The sequence below is a fragment of the Kribbella sp. genome, from assembly GCF_035655035.1.
Lineage (GTDB): Bacteria > Actinomycetota > Actinomycetes > Propionibacteriales > Kribbellaceae > Kribbella.
The window spans coordinates 1-22,868 of sequence record NZ_DASRVN010000464.1 but is presented as its reverse complement, the minus strand read 5'-3'; the positions used below and the strand labels follow the sequence as shown (position 1 = coordinate 22,868).

Sequence of the window (22,868 nt, the reverse complement as noted above, 5' to 3'; positions counted from 1 at the left end):
ACGAGCGACGGGATGATCGTCTGCGAGGCGGTGTCGAACAGCAGAGTCAGTACTCCGGTCAGTACTGCGACGACGTACAGCTGCTCGATCCGCAGCCAGTCCAGGGCCGCCGCTGCGGGCACGGAGCCGAGCAGCACGAGCCGACCGAGGTCTGTCCAGATCAGCACGCGGCGCAGGGACCACCTGTCGATCCAGACACCGGCCAGGAGCCCGAACACCAAGTGCGGTGCGATCGACAACGCCGACAACGCACCCATCTCCACCGCCGAGGCGTGCAGAGTCACGACAGCTACCAGGGGCAGGGCGACCGTGGTGACCGCACTGCCCGACGCCGACACCAGTTGGCCGATCCATAGCTTCCGAAACTCACCTCTGACGACCCATGCCATGCCGGTGAACCTGTCACGCAGCAGAACCACCCGACTACGCCTGTTCGCCTCCAGCAGAGCGTGTTCACTGCACGCGAAACACAGGGCCTCTCGGGGTGAACGGCAGCGATGCGCCACTGGGAATCAGCCACGCGTGCTCCCGCCGTACCCGGACCACGTCGCACTGGCCGTCCGTGATCAGCAGGATCGGGCCTTGCGCCGGGAAGTCGTCTGCACGCTCCAGGAGGTCCACACCCGGCTGCAGGACGGTCCCGCCGCGCCCGTGCACCTTCATACGGCCGGCGATGTCGTCCACGGGTACGTAGCCGGCGTCGTAGGCCGCGGCATCGCAGTACACGACCCGCGCAGCCGGTACGTCGCGAGCCCGTGAGTACGAGGCGATCGCTCCGAGCGCCTTGCCGAGCAGTTCGCGGTTCATGGAGCCGGACGTGTCGAGCACCACGCCGTACGTCGGGAGGCGTTCCAGTTCGAGCGGTCGGATCCAGCCGGGGCGCGGGATGTCCGGCGTACCGGACTGGCGCCGGGAGGCACGGGCGTACGTACGGCGCTTCTCGACGGCGGGGACGTGCTCCTCGAACCAGCGGGCCAGCTGGGCGTCCCAGGCGAGCGGCGGGTGCTCGAGCGCGCGGATCTCCTCCACGAGGCCTGCGGGGAGGGTGCCGCGCCCGGGATCGTGGTAGGCGAGTCCTGTGTTCAGTGCACGCCGGTAGATGTCGTCCAGCCCGGCTGCTCTGGCTGCTTCTCCTGCGTGCGGCAGCGGGTGGCCGAGTACGTCGCCCAGGCCGACTCCGCGGAGCGTCGCCAGCTTCCGGTAGCGGCGCAGGTCGGTGGTGATGCGGTCGTAGACCTCTTCCGCGGACATACCCTTCAGCACCGGGTCGTGCAGGGCTCCGTCGGGCATGGTGCCGACGCCCATCTCCAGCAGCCAGCCGTTGATCACCAGGTCCGCGGCGACGTTCCACAGGTACGGGTCGCGGCCGCCGACCCGCTCGCCGTGCCGGAGCGCGGCGTGCAGCATCTCGTGCGCCATCACGAACCGCCACTCGTTCTGCGTGAGGTCGGTCAGCGGGTTCACGTAGATCTCGCCGGCACTCGCGTTCACCGCGGCGACGTGGATGTCCCAGCCGCGCGCGAGTTCCGGCTCCGCGACCACCGTCATGCTCGACGCGATCGCACCCAGCAACGGGTACGACGAGACGAACCAGCCGAGCGCCAGGTCCCACTTGTCGCGGCCTTTTCGGCTCAGCGACGAACGGGCGCCACCTGCGACGTCAACGGCTGCTGCGGCGGCTGCGGAGAGCCCTGCTGCGAACAGCTCGCCCCACTTCGGTGGCTTGCCCCAGCCGTACCTGTGGGCCGTGGTGACGTCGGCTGCGTGACCGGCGACGCCCTGGCCGTCGTACTCAGGAGGAACTCCTGTACGCCGCCAAAGGCGGGCCAGGCGGTCCTCTTCCATGCTGGGGAACGTCGAGGGGAGCTCCACGACCGGTGTGCCGAGTTTCAGCGAGTGCAGGTACCGGTTGACCGCTACGTCGTATGCGGCGGCGGCAGCCTGGTCCGGTGTGGTGTGACCGAGCCCTAGATGGATCAGCAGGTGCGCGAAGACCCACGTCCATTCCTCTGGCGTCGCCCTGCGGGTCCGGTGCGTGTGGATCTGCCCGTTCGAGTCGATGACCGCCCAGCCGTCGTCCGGGCAGCTGTCGTCGCGCTGTGGGGCGTACATCCGGTCGATCATCGGCGCGAACAGCGGGTGCGTCGTGACCGTGGTCCAGCCGGCCTGGATCGCCTCCAGCGCCGGGTCCTGCTTCTTCCGCTTAGGCACGGGCTGCTACCAGGCGCGGCAGGTCGCGGCTGACCTCGACCAGGAACCACGTCGGCAGCACCGGGCGGCCGTCGTCGTCGGCCGCGATCACCAGCTGCGCCACCTCCAGCGAGATCTCTGCCAGCTCCACCAGCAACGCCTTGCCGCGGTGGGCGAGCTGCCGGGCCGCAGGGCTCGCGGACGCCTTGTCGGCGGACAGTTCCTTGATCAGCCGCGCGCGGAACGTCTCGGCCAGGAAGTACAGCAGGTCACGGTCCTCGGGAGCCGACGGCCAGCCGGCCTCGCCCTTGAGTACGGCGTCCAGCCCGAACGCGTGCCGGACCGTCTTCACGTACGCGCGGAACGTTGACGCGTGCGCCGCGGACAAGGTGCCGAAGGCAAGCACCCGGAGCGTCTCGTCGGACACGTCCTCGCCGTACGAGTGCAGGGCGTCCGACAGCATGTGCCAGCTGCGCGGCGTGGAGAACGGCTCCTCGGTCTTCGGTGGCGCGGTCCACAGGTGGTCGGGGCGGTTGCGCAGGTACTCGAGCACCCACTGGTGGATGCCCGCCGTACCGGCCCACTGCAGCCAGTCGGTCGCGGAGGCGCGCAGGTGGACGTGGACCAGCCGGTTGACCAGCGCGCTCGCCATCGGGCGGGCCAGGGCGTTGTCGGTGGCGCGGTTGCCGGCGCCGATCACGACGGACCCCTCCGGCAGCTCGTACTCACCGATCCGGCGATCCAGGATCAGCGAGTAGAACGCCTTCTGCACCTCGGCGGAGGAGGCGTTCAGCTCGTCCAGGAACAGGCAGTACGGCTCGTCGCGGGCGATCGCCACCGGCGGCGCGAACCGGCTGCGTCCGTCGACGATCTGCGGTACGCCGATCAGGTCCTCCGGAGCGAGCTGGGTCCCCAGGAGCGTCACGCACTCCAGCCCGAGCGATTCGGCGAACGCCCGTACCAGACTGCTCTTGCCGATGCCGGGTGCTCCCCAGAGGAACACCGGGCGTACTACTGCGACGTGCAGCAGCACCTCTGGCAGCTCGGCTGCCGATACCGTGATTCCTGCCTGCATGCCTTCCCTTCAAGTCGGTGGCCAACGTTCCAGGATCCTCTGGAGGTCACGGGGTGTCACCTGGTTTTAGCGGGTTGCTTCCGTTACCGGCGGTTACTGGTTAGGGTGCGATGGCTTAGGAGTGCTGGGGGGTCTCGTGTTTCGTGCCAGGGCTGTTGCCGTGTGTTCTGTCGTGCTGCTGCCGTTGACTGCGGTGCAGGCGAGTGCTGCCGATCCTGTCGAGGCCGGTGTGCTGGTTCCGGGGCATGCGGCGGCTGACGTAGGGCTGTCCGGTGCGCGTGTGGTGGTGTCGGATCCTGCGACGCACACGGTGTACGAGACCAGCAACAACGGGACCGCCTGGACCGCTTCGGGTGGTACCAGCACCGGTAAGGCGTTGCAGGTGGAAGGTGCGGCGCTGCTGACGTTCGACGGGAGTACGGCGAAGGTCGGCGGGCTCACGTTCCCTGCGGCGGACGAGGTGGTGCTCGGGAAGGGCGGTCTGCTCGTCGCGCATCGTGCTGCGAGCGCTGCGACGGCTGAGGTGTACTCCGTCGCCAGTAAGACCAAGCTGGCCGATATGGCGCCGCCGTTTGCGCTGTCCGGCGACACCGTGTGGAAGGTGACCGAGCCAGGGCATCTGGACGGTAAGAACCTGACCACTGGTGCCGTTAAGACCGTCCTTGTCGCCAGTGCGTGCAGTGTGGGACCTGGCGCTGTCAACGGGCGCTGGGCCGTGCTCAGCGGCTGCAATCAGGTCGTCGACGTGAACGGCCCGCAGCCCCCGCGGAACTTCACTGTTGCCGCCGACTCCCAGCTGGGCAACGGGTTCGCCGTACAGACATCAGGGTCGAACCTGTTGGTGACAGACCTCAACGACCCGGCGTTAGGGCAGCGCAGTTACGGGCCGATCCGTAGTACCGGCCCTAGCTTCCGGGCGGATGGGTCCGGGCTGGCCAAGCTGGTGTACGCCGACGCGTCGAATGGTGTGCGGGTGGCGACGTTGAGTTGGCTGGCCGCGGACCCGCAGCAGCACCCGGACACGGTTCCGCCGGTACTGACACACGCTTCGGCGGGCGACAGGGTGCGTGACAACACCAGCCTGTCGTTCGACTGGGCGTACGACGACCCGCAGGACCCGAACTCGCCCGCCAGCGGCGTGCTGAGCTACGACGTACGGATCCAGCAGCGCCCGAACCGCACGTCGCCGTACGGCGCCTGGAACGAGGTGCCGGGCTGGCAGGGCCTCAAGACGACGGCCGTGAGTCTCACCGCTCCCATCGGCACGGACACGTGCTGGCAGGTGCGAGCGCGCGACTACGCGGGCAACGTGAGCGCCTGGAGTGCGTCGTACTGCAGCGAAGTGGACGGCACGGCGCCTTCACTCGTCACGTGGCGGATCGGCGACCGCGTGCAACTGAGCGGAACAGCCACGGTGCGCTGGGCCTACAAGGACGACACCAGCGTCGCGTCGTACGACGTCGTCTACAAGACCGCCGCGACAGGCGCCGCACTCGGCAAGTGGCTCTACCCGGCCAACTGGCAGAACACCCGCATCACAGCGATCACCTGGACCCCAAGACTCGGCTGGGACGAGTGCTTCATGGTCCGAGCCCGCGACTACCTGGGCAACCTCTCGGCCTGGTCCGCCCCCATCTGCTCCGCCGCCCCCGAAGACGACCGAGCCCTGACCTCCGCCGGCACCGTAACCCGCACCACGAGCACCCTGGCCTTCCAAGGCACCACAACAATCCTCCGCGCCAACGGCGCCTACCTCACCAAGGCCACCGAGGCCGGCCAACGCATAGCCCTGGTAGCCCTCCGAGGCCCCAACCAAGGCAAGGTCGACATCTACCACGCCAACATCAAGATAGGCACCGTCAACCTCGCCGCCACCACCACGGCCCGCGTAGTCACCTACCTCCCCACCACACCCTTCCGAACGGGCCCCCTGAAAATCATCTCCACCACCACAGCCCCCGCCTCCATAGACGCAGTAGCCCTCCTCAGAGCCCCCTAACCCCAGCACCCGCACCCGCACCCGACCACAAAACCCGCCCAGAGCCGCCGAGCGAAGCGAAGGCGCAGGGGGTGCGGGTGGCGGAGCCCCCGCTCGCGCCGAGCGGAGCGACGGCGCAGAAAGCAAGAGGGCGAGGCCGGCCTGCGCTTTCCGCAGGCAGACCTCGCCGCTCGCCCGAGCGGGTGACGAGAATCGAACTCGCGTAGCTAGTTTGGAAGACTAGGGCTCTACCATTGAGCTACACCCGCGTGCCCGGACATGATTCCACATGGGGGCCGTTGGACTCAAAACGGTATTTGTGGGGCCCCGGTGGCGCGAGCACTGGTTCGGGGCAGCTAGACTCGTGCGGTCACTGCGGGGCGTAGCGTAGTGGCTAGCGCGCCTGCTTTGGGAGCAGGAGACCGCAGGTTCGAGTCCTGTCGCCCCGACAAACCCCGTGCAGTACCGGCTGTGGCGTCGGCTGTCCGGCGTCGCAACATGTCACCGAATCAAGGAGAACCGCCACCGTGAAGAGCACCGTCGAGTCCTTGAGCCCGACCAAGGTCAAGCTCATCGTCGAGGTGCCGTTCGAGGAGCTCAAGCCGAGCCTCGACGCGGCGTACAAGAGCATCGGCCAGCAGATCGTGGTGCCGGGCTTCCGCAAGGGCAAGATCCCGCCGCAGGTGATCGACCAGCGGGTCGGCCGCGGGCCGGTGCTCGAGGAGGCGATCAACGACGCGCTTCCGAAGCTGTACTCGCAGGCGGTGAGTGACAACCAGGTGAAGGCCATCGGCCGTCCCGAGGTCGACGTCACCGAGTTCAACGACAAGGAGAGCCTGCAGTTCTCCGCCGAGGTCGAGGTGCGCCCGGAGATCACGCTGCCGGACCTGGAGGGTCTGGAGGCCGAGGTCGAGGACATCGCGATCTCCGACGACGAGGTCACCGAGCAGATCGAGTCGCTGCGCCAGCGCTTCGGCTCGCTGAACCCGGTCGACCGGGCCACCGCGGACAAGGACTTCATCACGATCGACCTGTCCGCCAGCAAGGATGGCGAGAAGGTCGAGGAGGCTCAGGCCACCGGCCTGTCGTACCAGGTCGGCTCCGGCCAGCTGCTGGACGGCCTGGACGAGGCGGTCATCGGCCTCAGCGCGGGCGAGAAGAACACGTTCGTCACCCAGCTCGTGGGCGGCTCGCTGAAGGGCGAGGACGTCGACGTCGAGGTGACGGTGACCGCGGTGAAGGAGCAGGAGCTCCCGGAGTTCGACGACGAGTTCGCGCAGACCGCGTCGGAGTTCGACACCGCCGACGAGCTGAAGGCCGACGTACAGACCCGGCTGGAGCGCGGCAAGCGCCTCGAGCAGGCCGGCGAGGCCCGGGACGCGGTCCTGGAGAAGATCCTGACGCTGGTCGACGTGCCGGTCCCCGAGGGCCTGCTGACCGACGAGCTGGCCGCCCGCAAGGAGAACCTGGAGCAGCAGCTCGGGTACTCCGGGATGACCATGGAGCAGTTCCTCGAGGGTGAGGAGCAGACCCAGGACGAGTTCGACGAGGACCTGAAGAAGCGCTCCGAGGACGCGATCAAGGCGCAGTTCGTGCTGGACCTGGTGGCCGAGCAGCAGGAGCTGAGCGTCAACGACCAGGAGCTGACCGAGCACATCGTCCGGCACGCGCAGCGTTCCGGTGTCAGCCCGGACCAGTTCGCCCAGCACGCGGTGGAGAACAACCTGGTCCCGAGCCTGGTGTCCGAGGTCGTCCGCGGCAAGGCCCTGGCGTACCTGGTGGAGAACGCCAAGGTCACCGACGCCTCCGGCAACACGGTCGAGCTGAAGACGCTGCAGCCGGACGGCACGTACGCCGACCCGGAGGCCGCCGAGGCCGCGGCCGAGGCGCCCGCCGACGAGCCGGAGCCTGCCAAGGCCTGAGCCGTAGCTCACCGACACGGCCCGGGAACCCCATACGGCGGTTCCCGGGCCGTTCGCATGCCGTCGTACGTTCGCGATCCGGCTGTTAACTTCCTCGCCTAACGTGCTCGGTGAAACGATTTCCGAGCGGAGGAGGCGGGTGTGGCCGCGCTGCTGGAGGAGCCTGAGGTACGGCGGGACGCCGACCGCCCGGAGCTCCGCGAAGTACCTGACGAGACAATCGTCGAGGAGTCCGGCTCCGTCGTCCTCTGCGGCTGGTGACGGCACCGGGTTTAGCTGACAGCAGACGAGCGATGCGCCGTGAGCGAACACCTCCGGCCCAGCCTTAGGTCTGTCGCCCCGGACCAGTAATGTCGGGTTCGTGAACGAGACATTTGCAGCCGGCCCCACCGCAGCGGGCGGCAACGGGTCCGGCGGAGACGACAACGACATCTACCGCGAGCTGCGGAAGAACCGGATCATCTTCCTGGGGTCCGAGGTTCGCGACGACAACTCGAACGCGATCATCGCCCAGATGCTGCTGCTGAACGCGCAGGACCCGAACGCGGACATCTGGCTGTACATCAACTCGCCGGGTGGCTCGGTGGACTCCGGCATGGCGATCTACGACACCATGCAGTGGATCTCCAACGACGTGGCCACGGTCGGGATGGGCCTGGCCGCCTCGATGGGTCAGTTCCTGCTCTGCGCCGGCGCGAAGAACAAGCGGTTCTCGCTGCCGCACGCGCGGATCATGATGCACCAGCCCTCCGGCGGCATGGGTGGTACGGCCTCCGACATCAAGATCCAGGCGGAGCAGTCGCTGCACCTCAAGGCGCTGCTGTTCCGGCTGATCTCCGAGCACACCGGCCAGCCGCTCGAGCAGGTCGAGAACGACGCCGACCGCGACCGGTGGTTCACCGCCGAGCAGGCCAAGGAGTACGGCTTCATCGACCACGTGGTCAGCAGCGCCGCTCAGCTCAGCCAGGGCAGCCCGAACTCCTGATCTCCCACTCCGTCACCTAAGGACGTACCAATGAACTACTTCATCCCGCAGTGGGAGGAGCGCACGTCGTACGGCATGCGCCGGATCGACCCCTACACCAAGCTGTTCGAGGACCGCATCATCTTCCTCGGTACGCCGATCACCGACGAGATCGCGAACGCCGTAATGGCGCAGCTGCTCTGCCTGCAGTCGATGGACTCCGACCGCGACATCAGCATCTACATCAACTCCCCGGGCGGCTCGTTCACCGCGCTGACCGCGATCTACGACACGGTCCGCTACATCAAGCCGGACGTCCAGACGGTCTGCCTTGGCCAGGCGGCCTCCGCGGCGGCGGTGCTGCTCGCGGCCGGTACGCCGGGCAAGCGGCTGGCGCTGCCGAACAGCCGGATCATCATCCACCAGCCGGCCACCGAAGGCACCTACGGTCAGTCGAGCGACATCGAGATCCAGGCGAACGAGATCCTCCGGCTCCGTTCGCTGCTGGAGAAGATGATCGCCGACGCCAGCGGCAAGTCCCACGAAGAGGTCTCCCGGGACATCGAGCGGGACAAGTTCCTGACCGCCGAGCAGGCGATCGAGTACGGCCTGATCGACGACGTCCTGCAGAGCCTCAAGGCCCCGGTCCCGGCCGGCGTCTGAACGGGTTCGAAACTGGCCCGGCCGGTCCCACCGGCTGTCAAGAGCCTGACGCGTTCGCCACCGGCGTAGTCACAACCCGGTGGCGAGCGCGGTTTTTCGGCCCCGTACGGGGTACCGTCGAATTCGGTCCGACTGCGCATAGAAGGGATCTGCACCGGTGGCACGCATTGGTGACGGCGGCGATCTGCTCAAGTGCTCGTTCTGCGGAAAGAGCCAGAAGCAGGTCAAGAAGCTCATCGCCGGTCCCGGCGTCTACATCTGCGACGAATGCATCGATCTCTGCAACGAGATCATCGAGGAGGAGCTGAACGAGGGCTCCGAGGTCGGACTCACCGAGCTGCCGAAGCCGCGGGAGATCTACGACTTCCTCAATGCGTACGTCGTCGGTCAGGACGTGGCCAAGAAGGCACTCGCGGTGGCGGTCTACAACCACTACAAGCGGGTCCGCGACGGCCAAGGTGCTTCCAGCGCCGGCCGGCACGCGAAGGACGAGGCCGTCGAGCTGGCCAAGTCGAACATCCTGCTGATCGGCCCGACGGGCTGCGGCAAGACGTACCTGGCGCAGACCCTGGCCCGGATGCTGAACGTCCCGTTCGCGATCGCGGACGCCACCGCGCTGACCGAGGCCGGCTACGTCGGCGAGGACGTCGAGAACATCCTGCTGAAGCTGATCCAGGCGGCCGACTACGACGTCAAGAAGGCCGAGACCGGGATCATCTACATCGACGAGGTCGACAAGATCGCCCGCAAGAGCGAGAACCCGTCGATCACCCGGGATGTCTCCGGTGAGGGCGTCCAGCAGGCGCTGCTGAAGATCCTGGAAGGCACCACCGCGAGCGTCCCGCCGCAGGGCGGCCGCAAGCACCCGCACCAGGAGTTCATCCAGATCGACACCACCAACGTGCTGTTCATCGTCGGTGGCGCGTTCGCGGGCCTGGACCACATGGTCGAGCAGCGGGTCGGCAAGAAGACGCTCGGCTTCAACGCCAGCCGCGAGCCGGAGAAGCCGAAGGAGCTCGGCGGGTACGCCGACGTGATGCCGGAGGACCTGCTGAAGTTCGGGCTGATCCCGGAGTTCATCGGCCGGCTCCCGGTGATCACCACGGTGTCCCCGCTGGACCGCGACGCGCTGATCAAGATCCTCTCCGAGCCGAAGAACGCGCTGGTCAAGCAGTACCGGCGGCTCTTCGAGATCGACAACGTCGAGCTGGAGTTCAGCGACGACGCGGTCGAGGCGATCGCCGACCAGGCGCTGCTCCGCGGCACCGGCGCGCGCGGTCTGCGGGCGATCATGGAAGAGGTCCTGCTGAACGTGATGTACGAGGTGCCGAGCCGCGAGGACGTCGCGAAGGTGGTCGTCACCGGCGAGGTCGTGCTGGAGAACGTCAACCCGACGCTGATCCCGCGCGACCAGATCGAGCGCACCAAGCGCGACCGCCGCGAGAAGAGCGCGTAAGCACCAGTCACTCCGCAGAAGGAGGCCGGGTCCGCCGTACGGCGGGTTCCCGGCCTCCTTCTCGTGGTGGACGCGACCGGAGCGGTCACCCGCCTACGGTCGGTGACATGACGCCCAGAAGAATCCTTCGAAGACTGTCTGTCGCCGGTGCGGCCCTGGTCCTGCTGACGCCGATGACCTCGGCCCTCGCCCAGGCGAAGCCCGTCGCACCCAAGATCACCTGGGGCAGCTGCGGGACCGATCCGAAGCTCAAGCCGTTCCAATGCGCGTCGGTGCGGGTGCCGACCGACTACGACAACCCGTACGGTCCGACCACCAAGATCGCGCTGACCCGGTTGCCGGCCACGGATCCGGCGCACAAGATCGGCACGCTGTTCACGAACCCGGGCGGTCCCGGCGGCCCCGGTGTCCTGTTCGTGCACCAGGACGCGCAGCGGATCTACACGCCCGAGGTACGCGCGAGGTTCGATATCCTCGGCTTCGACCCGCGCGGTGTCGGGCAGTCCGATCCGACCACCTGCTACCTGACCAGGGCCGACGAGGACAAGGCGCTGGCGAACTTCGCGCCGTTCCCGGTGGGGGCGAAGGAGCAGCGCCAGGCCATCGTGGACGCCGCGAAGCTCGCGGCCGCCTGCCAGGCCACGTCGCCGGACCGGCTCGCGCACTTTTCGACGGCGAACGTCGCGCGGGACATGGACCTGCTCCGGCAGGCCGTTGGCGACGACAAGCTGTCGTACGTCGGGTACTCGTACGGCACATACCTCGGTGCGACGTACGCCAAGCTGTTCCCGAACAAGGTGCGCGCGCTGGTGCTCGACGGCACCCTGCTCCCCGCGTGGTACTCCGGGTCCGACGGTGACAGGTCCCCGATCGGTGTCCGGATGAGGCAGGGCGAGGGCGGGTACGACACGTACGAGCAGTTCCTTGCCGAGTGCAAGAAGGCGGGCGCGAACTGCGTCCTCAACAAGCTCGGCGACCCGAAGACCGTCGTCGAGGGCACGCTGGAGCGGCTGAAGACGCATCCGGTCGACCTGACCGGGCCCGATGGCTCCACGCTGAAGATGACGTACGCGGTCGCGGTCGCGGTCACCTTCACCAGCCTGTACGACCCGAACGGGTACCCGGACTTGGCGCAGCTGTGGGTGCAGCTCGCGCAGCTCTCCAGTACCAACCGGGCGCTGGCGGCAGTCCAGGCTCCGCAGGCGGTCGTCGAGTGGAGCCGTCGCAAGGACGACTACACGTCGATCGGCACCGTGCTGCAGCCCTGCGTGGAGGCCAAGCAGTCCGGCCGTCCGCTGGCGTACCCGGCGTACGCCGCCGCGGCGGACAAGAAGGCGCCGCACTTCGGGGAGTACCGCCTGTGGCAGGGCATCCAGTGCGAGTTCATGGGCATCCGTGACCACGACGCGTTCCTCGGCCCGTGGAAGAACAAGGTGAAGCAGCCCGTGCTGGTCTTCGGCACCCGTCACGACCCGGCGACGCCGTACGAGGCGACCAGGCCGTACGCCGACCTGTACCCGGACGCGCGGATGGTGACGGTCGAGGGCTGGGGGCACACCACGATCGGTAAGAGCGCGTGTGCCGACAAGCTCACGACCGACTACCTCACCACCCTCAAGGCACCCGCCGACAACACGACGTGCCAGCAGGACCGCAAGCCGTTCGACCCGGTGCCTACCGGGAAGAAAGCACCGAGGCTGCTGCCGCAATAGTCTCGTCGACCGGCCTCGCCCGCCTGAGCGCGCTCGCCAGGCGGGCGAGATCTTGGATACCTCCTGTCGTCAGTGCACCAGCGCGGCGGCGATCGAGTCGGCGATCGACGTGGTCGGGCGGCCGATCAGGGCGGAGAGGTCCCCGCCGCGGCCGGCCAGCCGGCCGCGCTCGGTCGCCTGCGCGACGCCGACGAACATCTGCGCCATCGGCTCCGGCATCCCGGATCCGACCAGCACCTGGAGGTAGTCCGCGGACGGAAGGTTGTGGTAGGCAACATCTTTCCCGGACTGCCTGGCCAGCTCAGCAGCGTACTCCGCGTGCGTCCAGTCGGCGTCGCCGTTCAGCTCGTACGCCTTCTTCTCGTGGCCTTCACCGGTCAGTACGACGGCGGCCGCCGCGGCGAAGTCCCGGCGCGACGCCGACGCGATCCGGCCGTCGCCCGCGCTGCCGACGACGCCGTTCGCCAGCTGTCCGGCGATCTGGTCGGTGTAGACCTCGTTGTACCAGCCGTTGCGGAGGAAGGTGTACGGCAGGCCCGAGTCGAGGACCGCCTGCTCGGTGGCGATGTGATCCGCCGCCAGGTCGTAGTCAGCCTCCGGGCCGCCGAGCACGCTCGTGTAGGCGATCCGCGCGACCCCTGCCTCGCCGGCGGCCGCGATCACCGCACGGTGCTGGTCGCGGCGGTTCGGCTCCAGGCCCGAGATCAGCAGGACCGTGTCGCCGGTACCGAACGCCTCGGCCAGCGCGTCCGCGTCGTTGTAGTCGGCGATCCGCACCTCGACGCCGCGATCGGCGATCGGGGCGGCCTTGGCGGCGTCCCGCGCGACCGCGACGACCTGGTCGGCGGGCACTCGCTGCAGCAGTTCGTCGATGACGAGGGTGCCCAGCTGCCCGGTTGCTGCGGTGACGACGATGCTCATTCCTGGCTCCTTGTGTCTGTGGGGTTCTGTCACCGACAGTAGGAGCAGGTGGTGAGCGGATCTATGTCCATCAAGCGCTGATTTATATCCGATCGTCTTGATCGGAGCGCGTATGATGCAGTCATGGATGTACTCGCCGATGTCGTCTCCGCGATGCGGACCGGTCCTGCCACGTCCGGGCGGAGTGTCGTCCGGGGGCCTTGGGGGCTGGGGTTCGTGGACTCGCCCGGTGCCACCTTCCACCTCGTGCTGCAAGGGACGGCGTGGCTGCTGCCGCCCGACGGCGACCCGATCCCGCTCGGTCCGGGGGACGCCGTGCTGCTGCCGCGCGGCCTCGACCACGCGCTCGTCGATCACCCGGACTCGGAGGTCGTCCCGTTCGACCCGGCCGTCGAGGAGCCGCCGCAGGGCCAGGGCGCGCGGACGTTGCTGCTCTGCGGGACGTACCGGCTGGACCGCGAGCGCCCGCACCCGGTGCTGACCCGGCTGCCGGACGTGGTCGTCGTACCGGCGGATCCCGGGCGGCACAGGTCGTTGCATACGGCAATCAGCATCCTCGGCGAGGAGCTCGACGCGCAACGACCCGGCGCGGCGGCCGTCGTACCGGCGCTGGTTGATGCGCTGCTGGTGCTGATCCTGCGCGCCTGGCTGGAGGACCACAACTGCCCGGCCGACGGCGGCTGGGCGCGGGCGCTGACGGACCCGTCCGTGGTCCAGGCGCTGGAGCTGATCCATGAGCAGCCCGGCGCCGCGTGGACAGTCGCCGAGCTGGCGTCGGACGTCGGGTTGTCGCGGGCCGCGTTCGCCCGCCGCTTCACCGAGGCCGTGGGGGAGCCGCCGCTCACGTACCTGTCCCGCTGGCGGATGACCACGGCGGCGCGGCTGTTGCGGGACCACGACCGCCCGCTCGCCACGGTGGCGAAGGAGATCGGGTACACGTCGGAGTTCGCGTTCGCGAAGGCCTTCAAGCGCGACTTCGGCGTACCGCCGGGGACCTACCGCAAGCAGCTCACTCCGGCCTGAGGGTCGCGACCAGCTCGCCGCGGCTGCGGACGCCGACCTTGGCGAACGCCGACTTCAGGTGGTCCTGGATCGTGTACGGCGAGATCGCCAGCCGGCCGGCGATCGCGGTCGTGGTGCGGCCGGCGATGACCTCCAGGCAGATCTCCCGCTCGCGCGCGGTCAGTCCGTACGCCGCGAGCAGCATGCCGAGCAGGTGCCGCCCGGACGCGGGCTCGATCGTCACCACGACTTCCTCGTCCTCGCCGATCAACCGGCTGCCCTGCATCAGGATCCACCCGCCCGACGGCGTTTGCAGCCGCGCCTCGAACGTGCCGGAGACGGCGGCCCGGGTCCCGGTGACGACGGCCTTGAGCAGTACGCCGAACCGCGGCCCGAGCTCGTCCTGCCAGCTCCGCGCCGCGGCGGTGATCGCCCGCGGCGTACCGGTCGGGTCCGTGACGACGATCGACGGACCGGCGCCACCGCGGTACCCGTGGGCATCCGTCCGGACCGCGACCCGCGTCGCCGCCCCGATCGCCGGCGCCACCGCGGAGAGGAACTCCAGCTCCCGATCGCTGAAATCCGGACCGCTCCGCACGAACCCGGCGGCGCCCCAGCAGTCCCCGTCGACGACGAACGTGGTCCGCACCTCGTGCTCGATCCCGAGTGGCCGCCACACCTCGTTCAGCCGCCGGTGACCGACCACCTCGCGGTGCGGCAGGTCGGACAGCCGCGCGACCGGGTGCGACGTACGGGCCATTTCGGCGAACGAGTTCGGCACGGTGCCGGCGTACTCCGTCTCCGCCAGCCGCGGCTCGTACTCGTCCGGGATGCGGTCCGCGCCACTGGTCATCGAGCTGATCACCAGCGTCGCCGGGTCGATGCCGGCCCAGCAGGTCAGCTCGCTGCCGACGACGCGTTCGACCACCTCGATCGCGGCCGCGTGCAACCCGGCGACGCCCAGCCCCGCCGTCCCCAACGCCGCGATGTCCCGGCGCGCGGCCCGCGCCCGGCCCTCCCACATGCGCCCAGTATGCGCCGCCGTACCCCCGCCGCCCATCCCGCAAATGTGGGGATTCCGGCCGTCGTCACGAGCCCTTTCGCGCGGGATGGGTGCCTGCCCGACGGCCTCCTACCGTCGGCGGTATGAGCGAGTCGGTGCAGCTCAGACACGGGGCCTCGATCAGCATTCCCGCCGGGACGCTGAACACCTTTTCGGTGCTCGCGCCGTCGGCGAAGTTCCTGACGATCAGCCAGACCGGGCGGATGAGCGCGTTCTTCGCGGATCTCGCCGAGGCCGATCCGACGGACGACGTGGCGTTGGGGACGGTTTCCGTACGCCACGAGGTGGAGCTCGCATGAGTACCGCCGCGCAGATTCTCGCGATCGCGATCGCGGTCATGCTGGCCTCGGTCTGGCTGATGGAGTCCTTCTTCTACCGCAACCCGCGGCTCTATCCGCTGTTCCTCCTCGAACGACGGGACTTCGACGCGGTCAGGCTGTGGATCGTGAACCTCGGCTTCTACAACCTCACCACCGGCGTCGCGCTGGCGCTCGGTGTCGTGCTCGTGCGGTCGGGGCATGTGCCACAGGGGGAGGCACTGGTCGCGTTCACGGCCGGGCAGCACGTGTTCCTGGCGCTGGTGCTGCTCGCGACGGAGCGCCGGCTCTGGACGAACACGCTGCTCGAAGGCGTTCCTGCTCTGATATTGCTCATCCTCGTTCTGTAGGAAAGTTACCAATCCTCCGCAATCTCGATCAGTCGCAGAACCCTTGTTCTCAGAGGACTCGCCGCCGGTCGCGACCTGCTGATGGCGTTCACCTCGTGCTCGCACTACGAGGAGGGCTACTTCACCGTCTACCGCCGGATGGCCGAGGAGAACCCGGGCGTCATCCTGCACCTCGGCGACTACGTCTACGAGTACGGCGCGACGGCCGGCCGGACCCGGCTGCACCTCGGCAGCGAGACCGTGTCGCTCGCGGACTACCGCCGCCGGTACGCGCAGTACAAGACCGACCCGGACCTCCAGGCGGCACACGCCGCCGCGCCCTGGATCGTCGTACCGGACGACCATGAGGTGGAGAACAACTACGCGGGGACGATCCGCGAGAACAACACGCCCGCGCTGACGGCGGCGCAGTGGGCCGCGCGACGCTCCGCGGCGTACCAGGCGTACTACGAGAACATGCCGTTGCGGCCTGCTCAGGTGAACAGCGGGAACAGCATCCAGCTGTACCGGCGGCTGCGCTGGGGGAGCCTGGCGACGTTCCACATGCTCGACACGCGCCAGTACCGCAAGGACCAGGCGTGTGGTGACGGGTGGAAGGTCTGCTCGGACGCTGACCTTGCCTCGCGCAGCCTGCCCGGCAACGCGCAGGAGAGCTGGTTGTTGGACGGTCTGGGGCAGCAGTTGGGTACGTGGGACATCATCGGGCAGCAGGTGTTCTTCGCACGCCGGTTCAACTCGACCGGAGCGAGCATGGACTCGTGGGACGGGTACCGGGCGTCGCGGGCGCGCATTCAGCAAGGCTGGGTGGACCGGTCCGTGCGCAACCCCGTCGTACTCACAGGAGACGTGCACCGCGCGTGGGCGAGCGACCTGAAGGCCGACTACAACAACGCGAACTCCGCGACGATCGGTACGGAGCTGGTCACCAGTTCGGTCACGTCGAGCGGCGACGGCGACGGGTCGACCACGGTGCCTGACTGCCGCGACTGTGAAGTCGTTCGTGGTCCAAGAGGGCCACCCTGGCCTGCAGGCGGTGTGAAATGAGGAAGCTACTCGCTCTTACTGCTCTTGCCGCCACTGCGCTCACCTTGACTGCAACCACTGCCTCAGCACACGTTGCTACGCCGACCTGGGTGACTGCGAACAGCATCGCTACTGGTGATCAGGACAACGCGTCCGTGGCCACCAACAGGAACGGGTACGTCGCTGTGGTCTGGGAGGACGATCGTGACACCGACAACGCGACGGACAACGTCCACAGCGAGATCTACCTTCGCCTGTTCCACAACGGCACAGCTGTGTACGAGAAGAAGCTGTCCGCGGGTGGTGACACCGGTGTGACGAACTGGCGGCACCTGCACCCGGACGTCGGCCTGGATGACAACGGCAACGCCGTCGTGGTCTGGCAGGACGACCCTGACGGCAACGGGTACTACAACATCCCGTACCGCGTCGTGAACACCGCAGGCACCGTCACAGCATCCGGCAACGCCAACAGCAGCGCCACTGGTCAGCAGATCAACCCACGTGTCGCTGTGGACCCGGACGGCGCACCCATTGGTGGCGCGGTCGCGTTCACCGTGGTGTGGGAGGACATCCAGACCGGCGCGCAGGCCACCGTGAAAGCTGCTGGCTTCACTGGCCCCAGCACGCGCGCCTGGGAGGTATCGGCCTCTGCCACAACCGGCCAGCACCACAACCCGGACGTCTGGGTCCGCGGCTTCGGTACCGACGGCACCGACACCGGCCGGCTCTCCGCGCAGAAGTTCAGCTCGGTCACCACCGGCCGGCAGGAGCAGATGGCAGTCGCGGTATCGCCGTACGCCGAGGTCGCCGTCGCCTACACCGACGACAACGACGGCAACACCTACGACCAGGTCATCCTGGGAACAGGAATCTCCAACAACAGTTGGTGAACCGGTCGCGTGCGCTGCCCGGTCGCGAGCCGGGCAGCGCGCTTCGTTCATGACAACGCCATTCCAGGGACGCGTCGGCGGATGGCCTCCAGTTCGGCCTCGTCGGAGATGCCCTGCCAGTCGTAGCGCGGTGTGTACGGCGCCTCGAGGGCCTGTACTTCGTCGTCGCTGAGCTCGACGTCCAACGACGCCAGGGCCTCGTCGATCTGGTGGATCGAGCCGGCGCCGACCAGCGGTGCGGTGACGACCGGCTGACGGCGGAGCCAGGCGAGGGCGATCTGCGCGCGACTGACGCCGTGGTCCTGTGCGACCTGTCCCACCGCGTCGATGATCGCGCGGTTGGACGTCTCGAGCTCCGGTGAATAGAGCAGGTCCGCGTAGGCGCCGTCGGTCTCGGAGCGCGCCGTCGACCTGGCGTCGCCCCAACCGCGGGCCAGCCGGCCGCGAGCCAGCGGTGACCAGACGATCGTGCCGACGCCTTCGTCCAGGCACAGCGGGATCATCTCCCGCTCCTCCTCGCGAGCGAGCAGGTTGTAGTGGTCCTGCATCGACACGAACCGCGCCCAGCCGTGCTGCTGCTGCAGATGCAGCGCTTTCGCGAATTCCCAGGCGTGCATCGAGGACGCACCGAGGTACCGCACCTTGCCGGCCTTCACGAGATCGCTGAGCGCCTCGAGAGTCTCTTCCCACGGAGTCGCGTGGTCGTTGCGGTGAATCTGATAGAGGTCGATGTAGTCCGTCCCGAGACGCCGCAGGGAGTGGTCGACCTCGGTCATGATCGCCTTCCGGGACAGACCGCGGCCGTTCGGGCCGGTGCGCATCGGGTGCCGGAGCTTGGTCGCGATCACCAGGTCGTCGCGGTCGGCGAAGTCCTTCAGCGCGCGCCCGAGGATCTCCTCGCTGGATCCGTTCGAGTACATGTTCGCGGTGTCGAAGAAGTTGATGCCCGCCTCCAGCGCGTGCTGGATCAACGGTCGCGCCTCGGCTTCGCCCTTGGACCAGACGGGATGGCCGCGGTCCGGTTCGCCGTAGGTCATCGCACCGATCGCGATCGGCGAGACGTCCAGGCCGGTCGTGCCGAGCTTGATGTAGCGCATGATGCTCCTCTAAACTATGTGGAGAGTTCTCCAGATAGAGTAGTGGAGAGCTCTCCACTTAACAACAGGGGATTTCTGTGGTTCGTTCGGACGCCCGTGAGAACCGGGAACGCATCCTCGCGGCGGCCCGCGAAGCCTTCACCGAGGACGGCGCCACGTCGATGAATCAGGTCGCGCAGCGCGCGGGGGTCGGCGCCGGCACGCTGTACCGCAATTTCCCGACCCGCGAGGTACTCGTCCTCGCCATCTACCAGGACGAAGTCGAACGGATCATCGGCACGGTGCCCGGGCTGCTGGCCGGCCTCCCGCCGCTGGAGGCGCTCCGGCAGTGGATGACCGGCCTCGTCGAGGCAATGCGCCGCAAACACGGGCTGGGCGATGCGCTCAGTCCCGGCGCGCACCAGGCGATCACCGCCCAGACGTACGGACCGGTCGTCGCCGCGATCACCGAGCTGCTCGACGCCGGCAAGCAGGACGGCAGTATCCGCGCGGACGCGGATCCCGGCGACCTGCTGCAGCTGACGGCCGCGCTCTGGCGTGCCGCCGAGGACCGGTCGCCCCGGATGCTCGGACTGATCCTCGACGGTCTCCGCGCCGCGACGTGAGCCGGCGTTCGATCTGAACCGGTCTCCGGGATCGTCCGTATCCGAGGGCGAGAGGAGATCCCGATGAAAACCACAATCTTGTTGCTAGGAGCCACGGTTGCCGCACTGGGCACGCTGACCGCGTGCGGTGGCGGCAACAGCAGCTCCCCGCCGGCTTCCGGTGGGGGTGCTGCCGCGGCCGTTTCCGTCAAGGATGTCAGTGGCGTCGGCAAGGCACTGGTCGACGCGTCCGGCAAGACGCTGTACTTCGCCCAGCAGGAGACCGGCCGCACGATCAAGTGCACGGCAGGCTGCCTGAGCTTCTGGATGCCGGCGACCGGTAGCACGACCGGTGCCTCGGTCAGCGGGCTCGGCACGATGAAGCGCTCCGACACGGGCGCCGAGCAACTGACCTATCAGGGCAAACCGCTGTACACGTTCAAGCTCGACACCAACGCCGGGGACGCGAAGGGCAACAACTTCTCCGACTCGTTCTCCGGTACCACGTTCAACTGGCATGCCGCGACCACCTCAGCGGCGGCGTCGTCGCCGGCTCCGTCGTCCTCCGGTGGTGGTGGTAACGGCTACTGACGTTTGTAGACCGCCGTCAGCCGCCCGCGGGCGATCGTGGTGCTGTCGATCGCCTTCAGCGCCTCGGCGAGCTTGGTGCCGGCCGGGAGGTTGGTTGCCTTGGACAACGCGTAGACGGTGAAGCGGTAGTGGTGCGTGCCGCTGGGCGGGCACGGGCCGTAGTACGACGGCTTTCCTGTCGAGTTGCCGGCCTGCTTGGCGCCGGGCGGCACGGCGCCTGCCGGGAGCGATGTGGTCTGCGGGGCGACGTCCAGCAGGACCCAGTGCGTGAAGGTGCCGTGCGGCGCGTCCGGGTCGTCGACGACGATCGCCAGCGCCTTGGCGTCGCCCGGCGTACCGCTCCAGGCGAGCGGCGGTGAGGTTCCGTCGCCGTCGCAGGTGTACTTCGTGGGGATCGAGCCGCCGTCGTGGAACGCCGGACTGGACACGGCGATACTCGACGGCGCTGTGGTGGCGGGCTCCTGCGGCCCGCCACTGCTGCATCCCGCGGCACCGAGCAGCACCACCACCCACAGCACCCTCATCACCTCAACGTACTACCGCACCTGGTTGCTCCGGGCACCGATCACCGCGGTCAGCCGGATGCCGCGGGGTGCCGGCGCGGGTGCCGAAGGTCATGACGTGTGCACCGTGCGGTTGGTGGCGACCTGGTCGCCGCGGCCGAAGGGCTTGCCCTCGAGGTTGAAGCTCCAGGAGATCGTCGGCGTGATCCGCAGGTACTTGCCGGCGCCGAACTGCCCGGTCCGCTCGACGGTCTCGGCGGTGCCGTAGATGCGCAGGTACCGCGGCACCCACGGATCCGTCGACGCCACGTCGTCGAGGATCACCGCGACCTTGGTGTTGCCGGCCTGCACGTTGCGGTACTTCCGCGTCTTCGCCGGGTCGAGGCCGCCGATGAACAGGTGTGTGCCGTCGTACTCGAACCCGACCGGCACGGCGTCCGGCTGCCCGTCGGAGCTCACCGTCGCGATCCGGGCGATCCGCTGCGAGCGCAGGTACGCGAGTTCCTCGTCGCTGAATGACATCGGTCCTCCAAGCTGGTTAATGCCACGTACTGTACGCTCAATTAACCATACGCGCCATGTACTGTAGCCCTGTGAGCGAGACGTGGGCCGAGCAACTGGACGCCGGGACCGGCCTGATCCAGCTGATGACGCTCGTGCAGGGGATCTACACGACTGTCTCCGAGCGCCACGAGCTGACGCCGGTGCAGGCCAAGCTGCTGTGTGTACTGATCGGTGGACCGCGGGGGATGGCGGAGTTGGCGCAGCTGTTCGGCGTCGAGAAGGCCGCGCTCACCGGGCTGATGGACCGCATCGAGAAGCGCGGGCTCGCCGTCCGTTCCGCCGTGCCCGGCGACCGGCGGGCGGTCCGGGTGACGCTGACCGAGGCGGGGCGGCAGGCGGCGTCCGCGTTCCACACCGACATGGGTGAGGCGCTCGGGCGGCTGACCGATGCGATCCCGTCCGGCGACCGCGAGCAGTTCCGCAGTACCGTCGAGGGCATCATCATGAGGTGCCGCACCTCACCGTCCAGCGACTGAGCGACGCGGTTCCGCGGACAGCGTTTACCCGTACCATCGAGGTCGTGCCCAACCCCCTGAGTGCCTGAGATGTCGGCCGTCATCGGCGCCTTCGCGGCGCTGGTCGCCGTGGCCGTGCTCGGGTACGTCGTGGGCCTCTTCGGCGTACTGCGTTCACAGGACGAGCTGGTGCTCTCCCGGCTGGCGTTCTTCGTGGCTACGCCCGCGCTGCTGTTCACCACCGTCGCCCGCGCGGACCTGCGGTCGATCTTCTCCGCGGTACTGGTCACCAACCTGGTCAGCCTGTTCGTGGTGCAGGCGACGTTCCTGCTCGTCGCCGGGTTCCTGTGGCGGCGGACGCGGTCCCAGGCCACGATCGGGGTACTCGCGTCGTCGTACGTGAACGCGGGCAACCTCGGCGTGCCGGTCGCGGCGTACGTCCTCGGCAACGGCGCGCTGGTGGCACCGATCGTGCTGTTCCAGGTGCTGGTGATGGCCCCGATCGCGTTCGCCGTCCTGGACGGCGACCGCCTGGGCAGTGGCCGGCGGGTGGACCTGAAGACGGTCCTCACCCGCCCGTTCCGCAACCCCCTCACGGTCGCGTCGCTGCTGGGGCTGCTCGTCTCCCTGCTCGGCGTGCGCCTCCCGGACCCGCTGATGCGCCCGATCGACCTGCTGGCCGCGGCCGCCGTACCGGTCGCCCTGATCGCCTACGGCCTGAGCCTCAGCGCCGGCACCAAGGCCTCGATCACCCTCCGCCGCGATGTCATCCTCGCGGTCTCCCTGAAAACCTTCGCCCAGCCCCTGATCGCCTACACCATCGCCCGCTGGCTCCTGGACCTCCACGGCCCCGCCCTACTTGCCCCCACGCTCCTCGCGGCCCTACCCACCGCCCAGAACGTCTACGTCTACGCCGTCCACTACCGAGCCAGCCGCACCCTGGCCCGCAGCGCAGTACTCCTCAGCACCCTCCTCTCCATCCCTGTCATGATCCTCATAGCCGGCCTCCTCACCTGACTCAGCGCATGGATTTGAAGGCTTCTTCGGCTACTGGGGCGACCTGGTCCACGGGGACGCCTTCGTTGGCGGACTGGGCGATGACGGTGAGGGTGTTGGAGCCTCGGTAGCACTGGGTGGGGAGGTTGCCGCTGGCCTCGACGCAGGTGCTGCTGCCGATCTTCTTGACCTTGTCCGGGGTGGCGCCGGAGTCGGCGACGGTCTTGGCGATGTCGACCTTGCCGCGGAGCGCGATGATCACGTACATCCGGCTGCCGTCGATCGTCCCGTACGCCTCGACGGTCGCCTGCTTGCCGTTGTTGATGCGGCTGAGCGCCTGGCGGGTCTGGTCGAGCTGCAGCTGGTTGCGGATGTCCTTGTCGGTGATCCGGTCCAGCCCGGCGAGCTTCGCGGGCGGGTTGATCCCGCGGTTGGTGTTCAACCGGTTCAACGGCCCGAGACCCCACACGTACCCGAGCAGCGCCAGTACGACGAGCAGAACCACCGCACCACCGACCGTCAGCCAAGCCCCACTCAACCGAACCCGCC

General features: G+C 68.3%; 24 protein-coding genes and 2 tRNA genes. 16 read left to right on the top strand and 10 right to left on the bottom strand.

Translation table 11 applies throughout. The annotated features are described in order from the left end of the window. The 3 genes from VFF46_RS25560 to VFF46_RS25550 form a co-directional block, all read right to left on the bottom strand. Positions 1–389 (bottom strand): MFS transporter (locus VFF46_RS25560; protein WP_325039751.1); only part of this gene is annotated, 389 nt, incomplete at its 3' end. Between the two features lie 64 nt (positions 390–453). Next, a complete protein-coding gene (locus VFF46_RS25555; RefSeq protein WP_325039750.1) occupies positions 454–2,211 on the bottom strand; it encodes a DUF2201 family putative metallopeptidase in 1,758 nt (585 codons plus the stop codon). After that, positions 2,204–3,265, bottom strand: a complete 1,062-nt coding sequence (locus tag VFF46_RS25550) for a MoxR family ATPase (RefSeq protein WP_325039749.1) — start codon at positions 3,263–3,265, stop codon at positions 2,204–2,206. The genes VFF46_RS25555 and VFF46_RS25550 overlap by 8 nt, the downstream gene beginning before the upstream one ends. Positions 3,266–3,425: 160 nt before the next feature. On the opposite strand from VFF46_RS25550, the gene VFF46_RS25545 reads away from it, so the two are divergent. Beyond that, entirely contained in the window at positions 3,426–5,264 is a 1,839-nt protein-coding gene (locus tag VFF46_RS25545) for a hypothetical protein (protein ID WP_325039748.1), read from the top strand. Positions 5,265–5,441: 177 nt separating this feature from the next. Here VFF46_RS25545 and VFF46_RS25540 read toward each other — a convergent pair. Next, positions 5,442–5,512: transfer RNA gene (locus VFF46_RS25540), tRNA-Gly, on the bottom strand. Between the two features lie 107 nt (positions 5,513–5,619). On the opposite strand from VFF46_RS25540, the gene VFF46_RS25535 reads away from it, so the two are divergent. The 6 genes from VFF46_RS25535 (at position 5,620) to VFF46_RS25510 (ending at position 11,960) form a co-directional block, all read left to right on the top strand. Continuing rightward, a tRNA-Pro gene (locus VFF46_RS25535) sits at positions 5,620–5,692 on the top strand. Positions 5,693–5,770: 78 nt separating this feature from the next. Next, positions 5,771–7,165, top strand: a complete 1,395-nt coding sequence (tig, locus tag VFF46_RS25530; protein ID WP_325039747.1) for a trigger factor — start codon at positions 5,771–5,773, stop codon at positions 7,163–7,165. Between the two features lie 361 nt (positions 7,166–7,526). After that, a complete protein-coding gene (locus VFF46_RS25525; protein ID WP_325039746.1) occupies positions 7,527–8,150 on the top strand; it encodes an ATP-dependent Clp protease proteolytic subunit in 624 nt (207 codons plus the stop codon). A gap of 30 nt (positions 8,151–8,180) precedes the next feature. Next, positions 8,181–8,792, top strand: coding sequence for an ATP-dependent Clp protease proteolytic subunit (locus VFF46_RS25520; protein WP_325039745.1), 612 nt, complete (start codon positions 8,181–8,183; stop codon positions 8,790–8,792). A 157-nt stretch (positions 8,793–8,949) separates the two neighbouring features. Further along, the gene (gene clpX, locus VFF46_RS25515) at positions 8,950–10,248 is read left to right on the top strand and encodes an ATP-dependent Clp protease ATP-binding subunit ClpX (protein WP_325039744.1); all 1,299 of its coding nucleotides are present in this window, start codon (positions 8,950–8,952) and stop codon (positions 10,246–10,248) included. Positions 10,249–10,355: 107 nt separating this feature from the next. Beyond that, on the top strand, positions 10,356–11,960 hold the full coding sequence (locus tag VFF46_RS25510) for an alpha/beta hydrolase (protein ID WP_325039743.1): 1,605 nt from the start codon (positions 10,356–10,358) through the stop codon (positions 11,958–11,960). 69 nt (positions 11,961–12,029) lie between these two features. Here VFF46_RS25510 and VFF46_RS25505 read toward each other — a convergent pair whose 3' ends face one another. Further along, entirely contained in the window at positions 12,030–12,881 is an 852-nt protein-coding gene (locus VFF46_RS25505) for an SDR family oxidoreductase (protein ID WP_325039742.1), read from the bottom strand. Between the two features lie 123 nt (positions 12,882–13,004). Between VFF46_RS25505 and VFF46_RS25500 the strand changes: the two genes are divergently transcribed. Then, entirely contained in the window at positions 13,005–13,904 is a 900-nt protein-coding gene (locus VFF46_RS25500) for an AraC family transcriptional regulator (protein WP_325039741.1), read from the top strand. Here the strand turns inward: VFF46_RS25500 and VFF46_RS25495 are convergent. After that, a complete protein-coding gene (locus VFF46_RS25495) occupies positions 13,891–14,907 on the bottom strand; it encodes a helix-turn-helix transcriptional regulator (protein WP_325039740.1) in 1,017 nt (338 codons plus the stop codon). The genes VFF46_RS25500 and VFF46_RS25495 overlap by 14 nt on opposite strands. A gap of 122 nt (positions 14,908–15,029) precedes the next feature. On the opposite strand from VFF46_RS25495, the gene VFF46_RS25490 reads away from it, so the two are divergent. From VFF46_RS25490 to VFF46_RS25475, 4 genes are all read left to right on the top strand, one after another. Continuing rightward, positions 15,030–15,245 carry a hypothetical protein gene (locus tag VFF46_RS25490; protein ID WP_325039739.1) on the top strand — a complete coding sequence of 72 codons (216 nt, stop codon included), beginning with the start codon at positions 15,030–15,032 and terminating at the stop codon, positions 15,243–15,245. Then, the gene (locus tag VFF46_RS25485) at positions 15,242–15,613 is read left to right on the top strand and encodes a DUF1304 family protein (protein ID WP_325039738.1); all 372 of its coding nucleotides are present in this window, start codon (positions 15,242–15,244) and stop codon (positions 15,611–15,613) included. Before VFF46_RS25490 ends, VFF46_RS25485 begins: the two co-directional genes overlap by 4 nt. Positions 15,614–15,694: 81 nt before the next feature. Further along, positions 15,695–16,657, top strand: coding sequence for an alkaline phosphatase D family protein (locus VFF46_RS25480; RefSeq protein ID WP_325039737.1), 963 nt, complete (start codon positions 15,695–15,697; stop codon positions 16,655–16,657). An 89-nt stretch (positions 16,658–16,746) separates the two neighbouring features. Next, on the top strand, positions 16,747–17,529 hold the full coding sequence (locus tag VFF46_RS25475) for a hypothetical protein (protein WP_325039736.1): 783 nt from the start codon (positions 16,747–16,749) through the stop codon (positions 17,527–17,529). A gap of 47 nt (positions 17,530–17,576) precedes the next feature. Here VFF46_RS25475 and VFF46_RS25470 read toward each other — a convergent pair whose 3' ends face one another. Then, entirely contained in the window at positions 17,577–18,626 is a 1,050-nt protein-coding gene (locus VFF46_RS25470) for an aldo/keto reductase (RefSeq protein ID WP_325039735.1), read from the bottom strand. Positions 18,627–18,703: 77 nt separating this feature from the next. Here VFF46_RS25470 and VFF46_RS25465 point away from each other — a divergent pair, with 77 nt between their 5' ends. Both VFF46_RS25465 and VFF46_RS25460 read left to right on the top strand, forming a co-directional pair. Next, on the top strand, positions 18,704–19,231 hold the full coding sequence (locus VFF46_RS25465) for a helix-turn-helix domain-containing protein (protein ID WP_325039734.1): 528 nt from the start codon (positions 18,704–18,706) through the stop codon (positions 19,229–19,231). Positions 19,232–19,294: 63 nt separating this feature from the next. Then, complete coding sequence (locus VFF46_RS25460; protein ID WP_325039733.1) at positions 19,295–19,801, top strand: hypothetical protein; 507 nt, start codon at positions 19,295–19,297, stop codon at positions 19,799–19,801. Here the strand turns inward: VFF46_RS25460 and VFF46_RS25455 are convergent. Continuing rightward, positions 19,795–20,325, bottom strand: coding sequence for a YbhB/YbcL family Raf kinase inhibitor-like protein (locus tag VFF46_RS25455; RefSeq protein ID WP_325039731.1), 531 nt, complete (start codon positions 20,323–20,325; stop codon positions 19,795–19,797). The two genes, VFF46_RS25460 and VFF46_RS25455, sit on opposite strands and share 7 nt — an antisense overlap. Before the next feature lie 90 nt (positions 20,326–20,415). Further along, entirely contained in the window at positions 20,416–20,826 is a 411-nt protein-coding gene (locus VFF46_RS25450; protein ID WP_325039730.1) for a PPOX class F420-dependent oxidoreductase, read from the bottom strand. A 71-nt stretch (positions 20,827–20,897) separates the two neighbouring features. On the opposite strand from VFF46_RS25450, the gene VFF46_RS25445 reads away from it, so the two are divergent. After that, on the top strand, positions 20,898–21,344 hold the full coding sequence (locus VFF46_RS25445; RefSeq protein WP_325039729.1) for a MarR family winged helix-turn-helix transcriptional regulator: 447 nt from the start codon (positions 20,898–20,900) through the stop codon (positions 21,342–21,344). Positions 21,345–21,413: 69 nt separating this feature from the next. Further along, the gene (locus VFF46_RS25440) at positions 21,414–22,340 is read left to right on the top strand and encodes an AEC family transporter (protein WP_325039728.1); all 927 of its coding nucleotides are present in this window, start codon (positions 21,414–21,416) and stop codon (positions 22,338–22,340) included. Position 22,341: 1 nt separating this feature from the next. On the opposite strand, the gene VFF46_RS25435 is transcribed toward VFF46_RS25440, so the two are convergent. Then, a partial coding sequence (locus tag VFF46_RS25435) for a hypothetical protein (RefSeq protein ID WP_325039727.1) occupies positions 22,342–22,868 on the bottom strand: 527 nt, incomplete at its 5' end.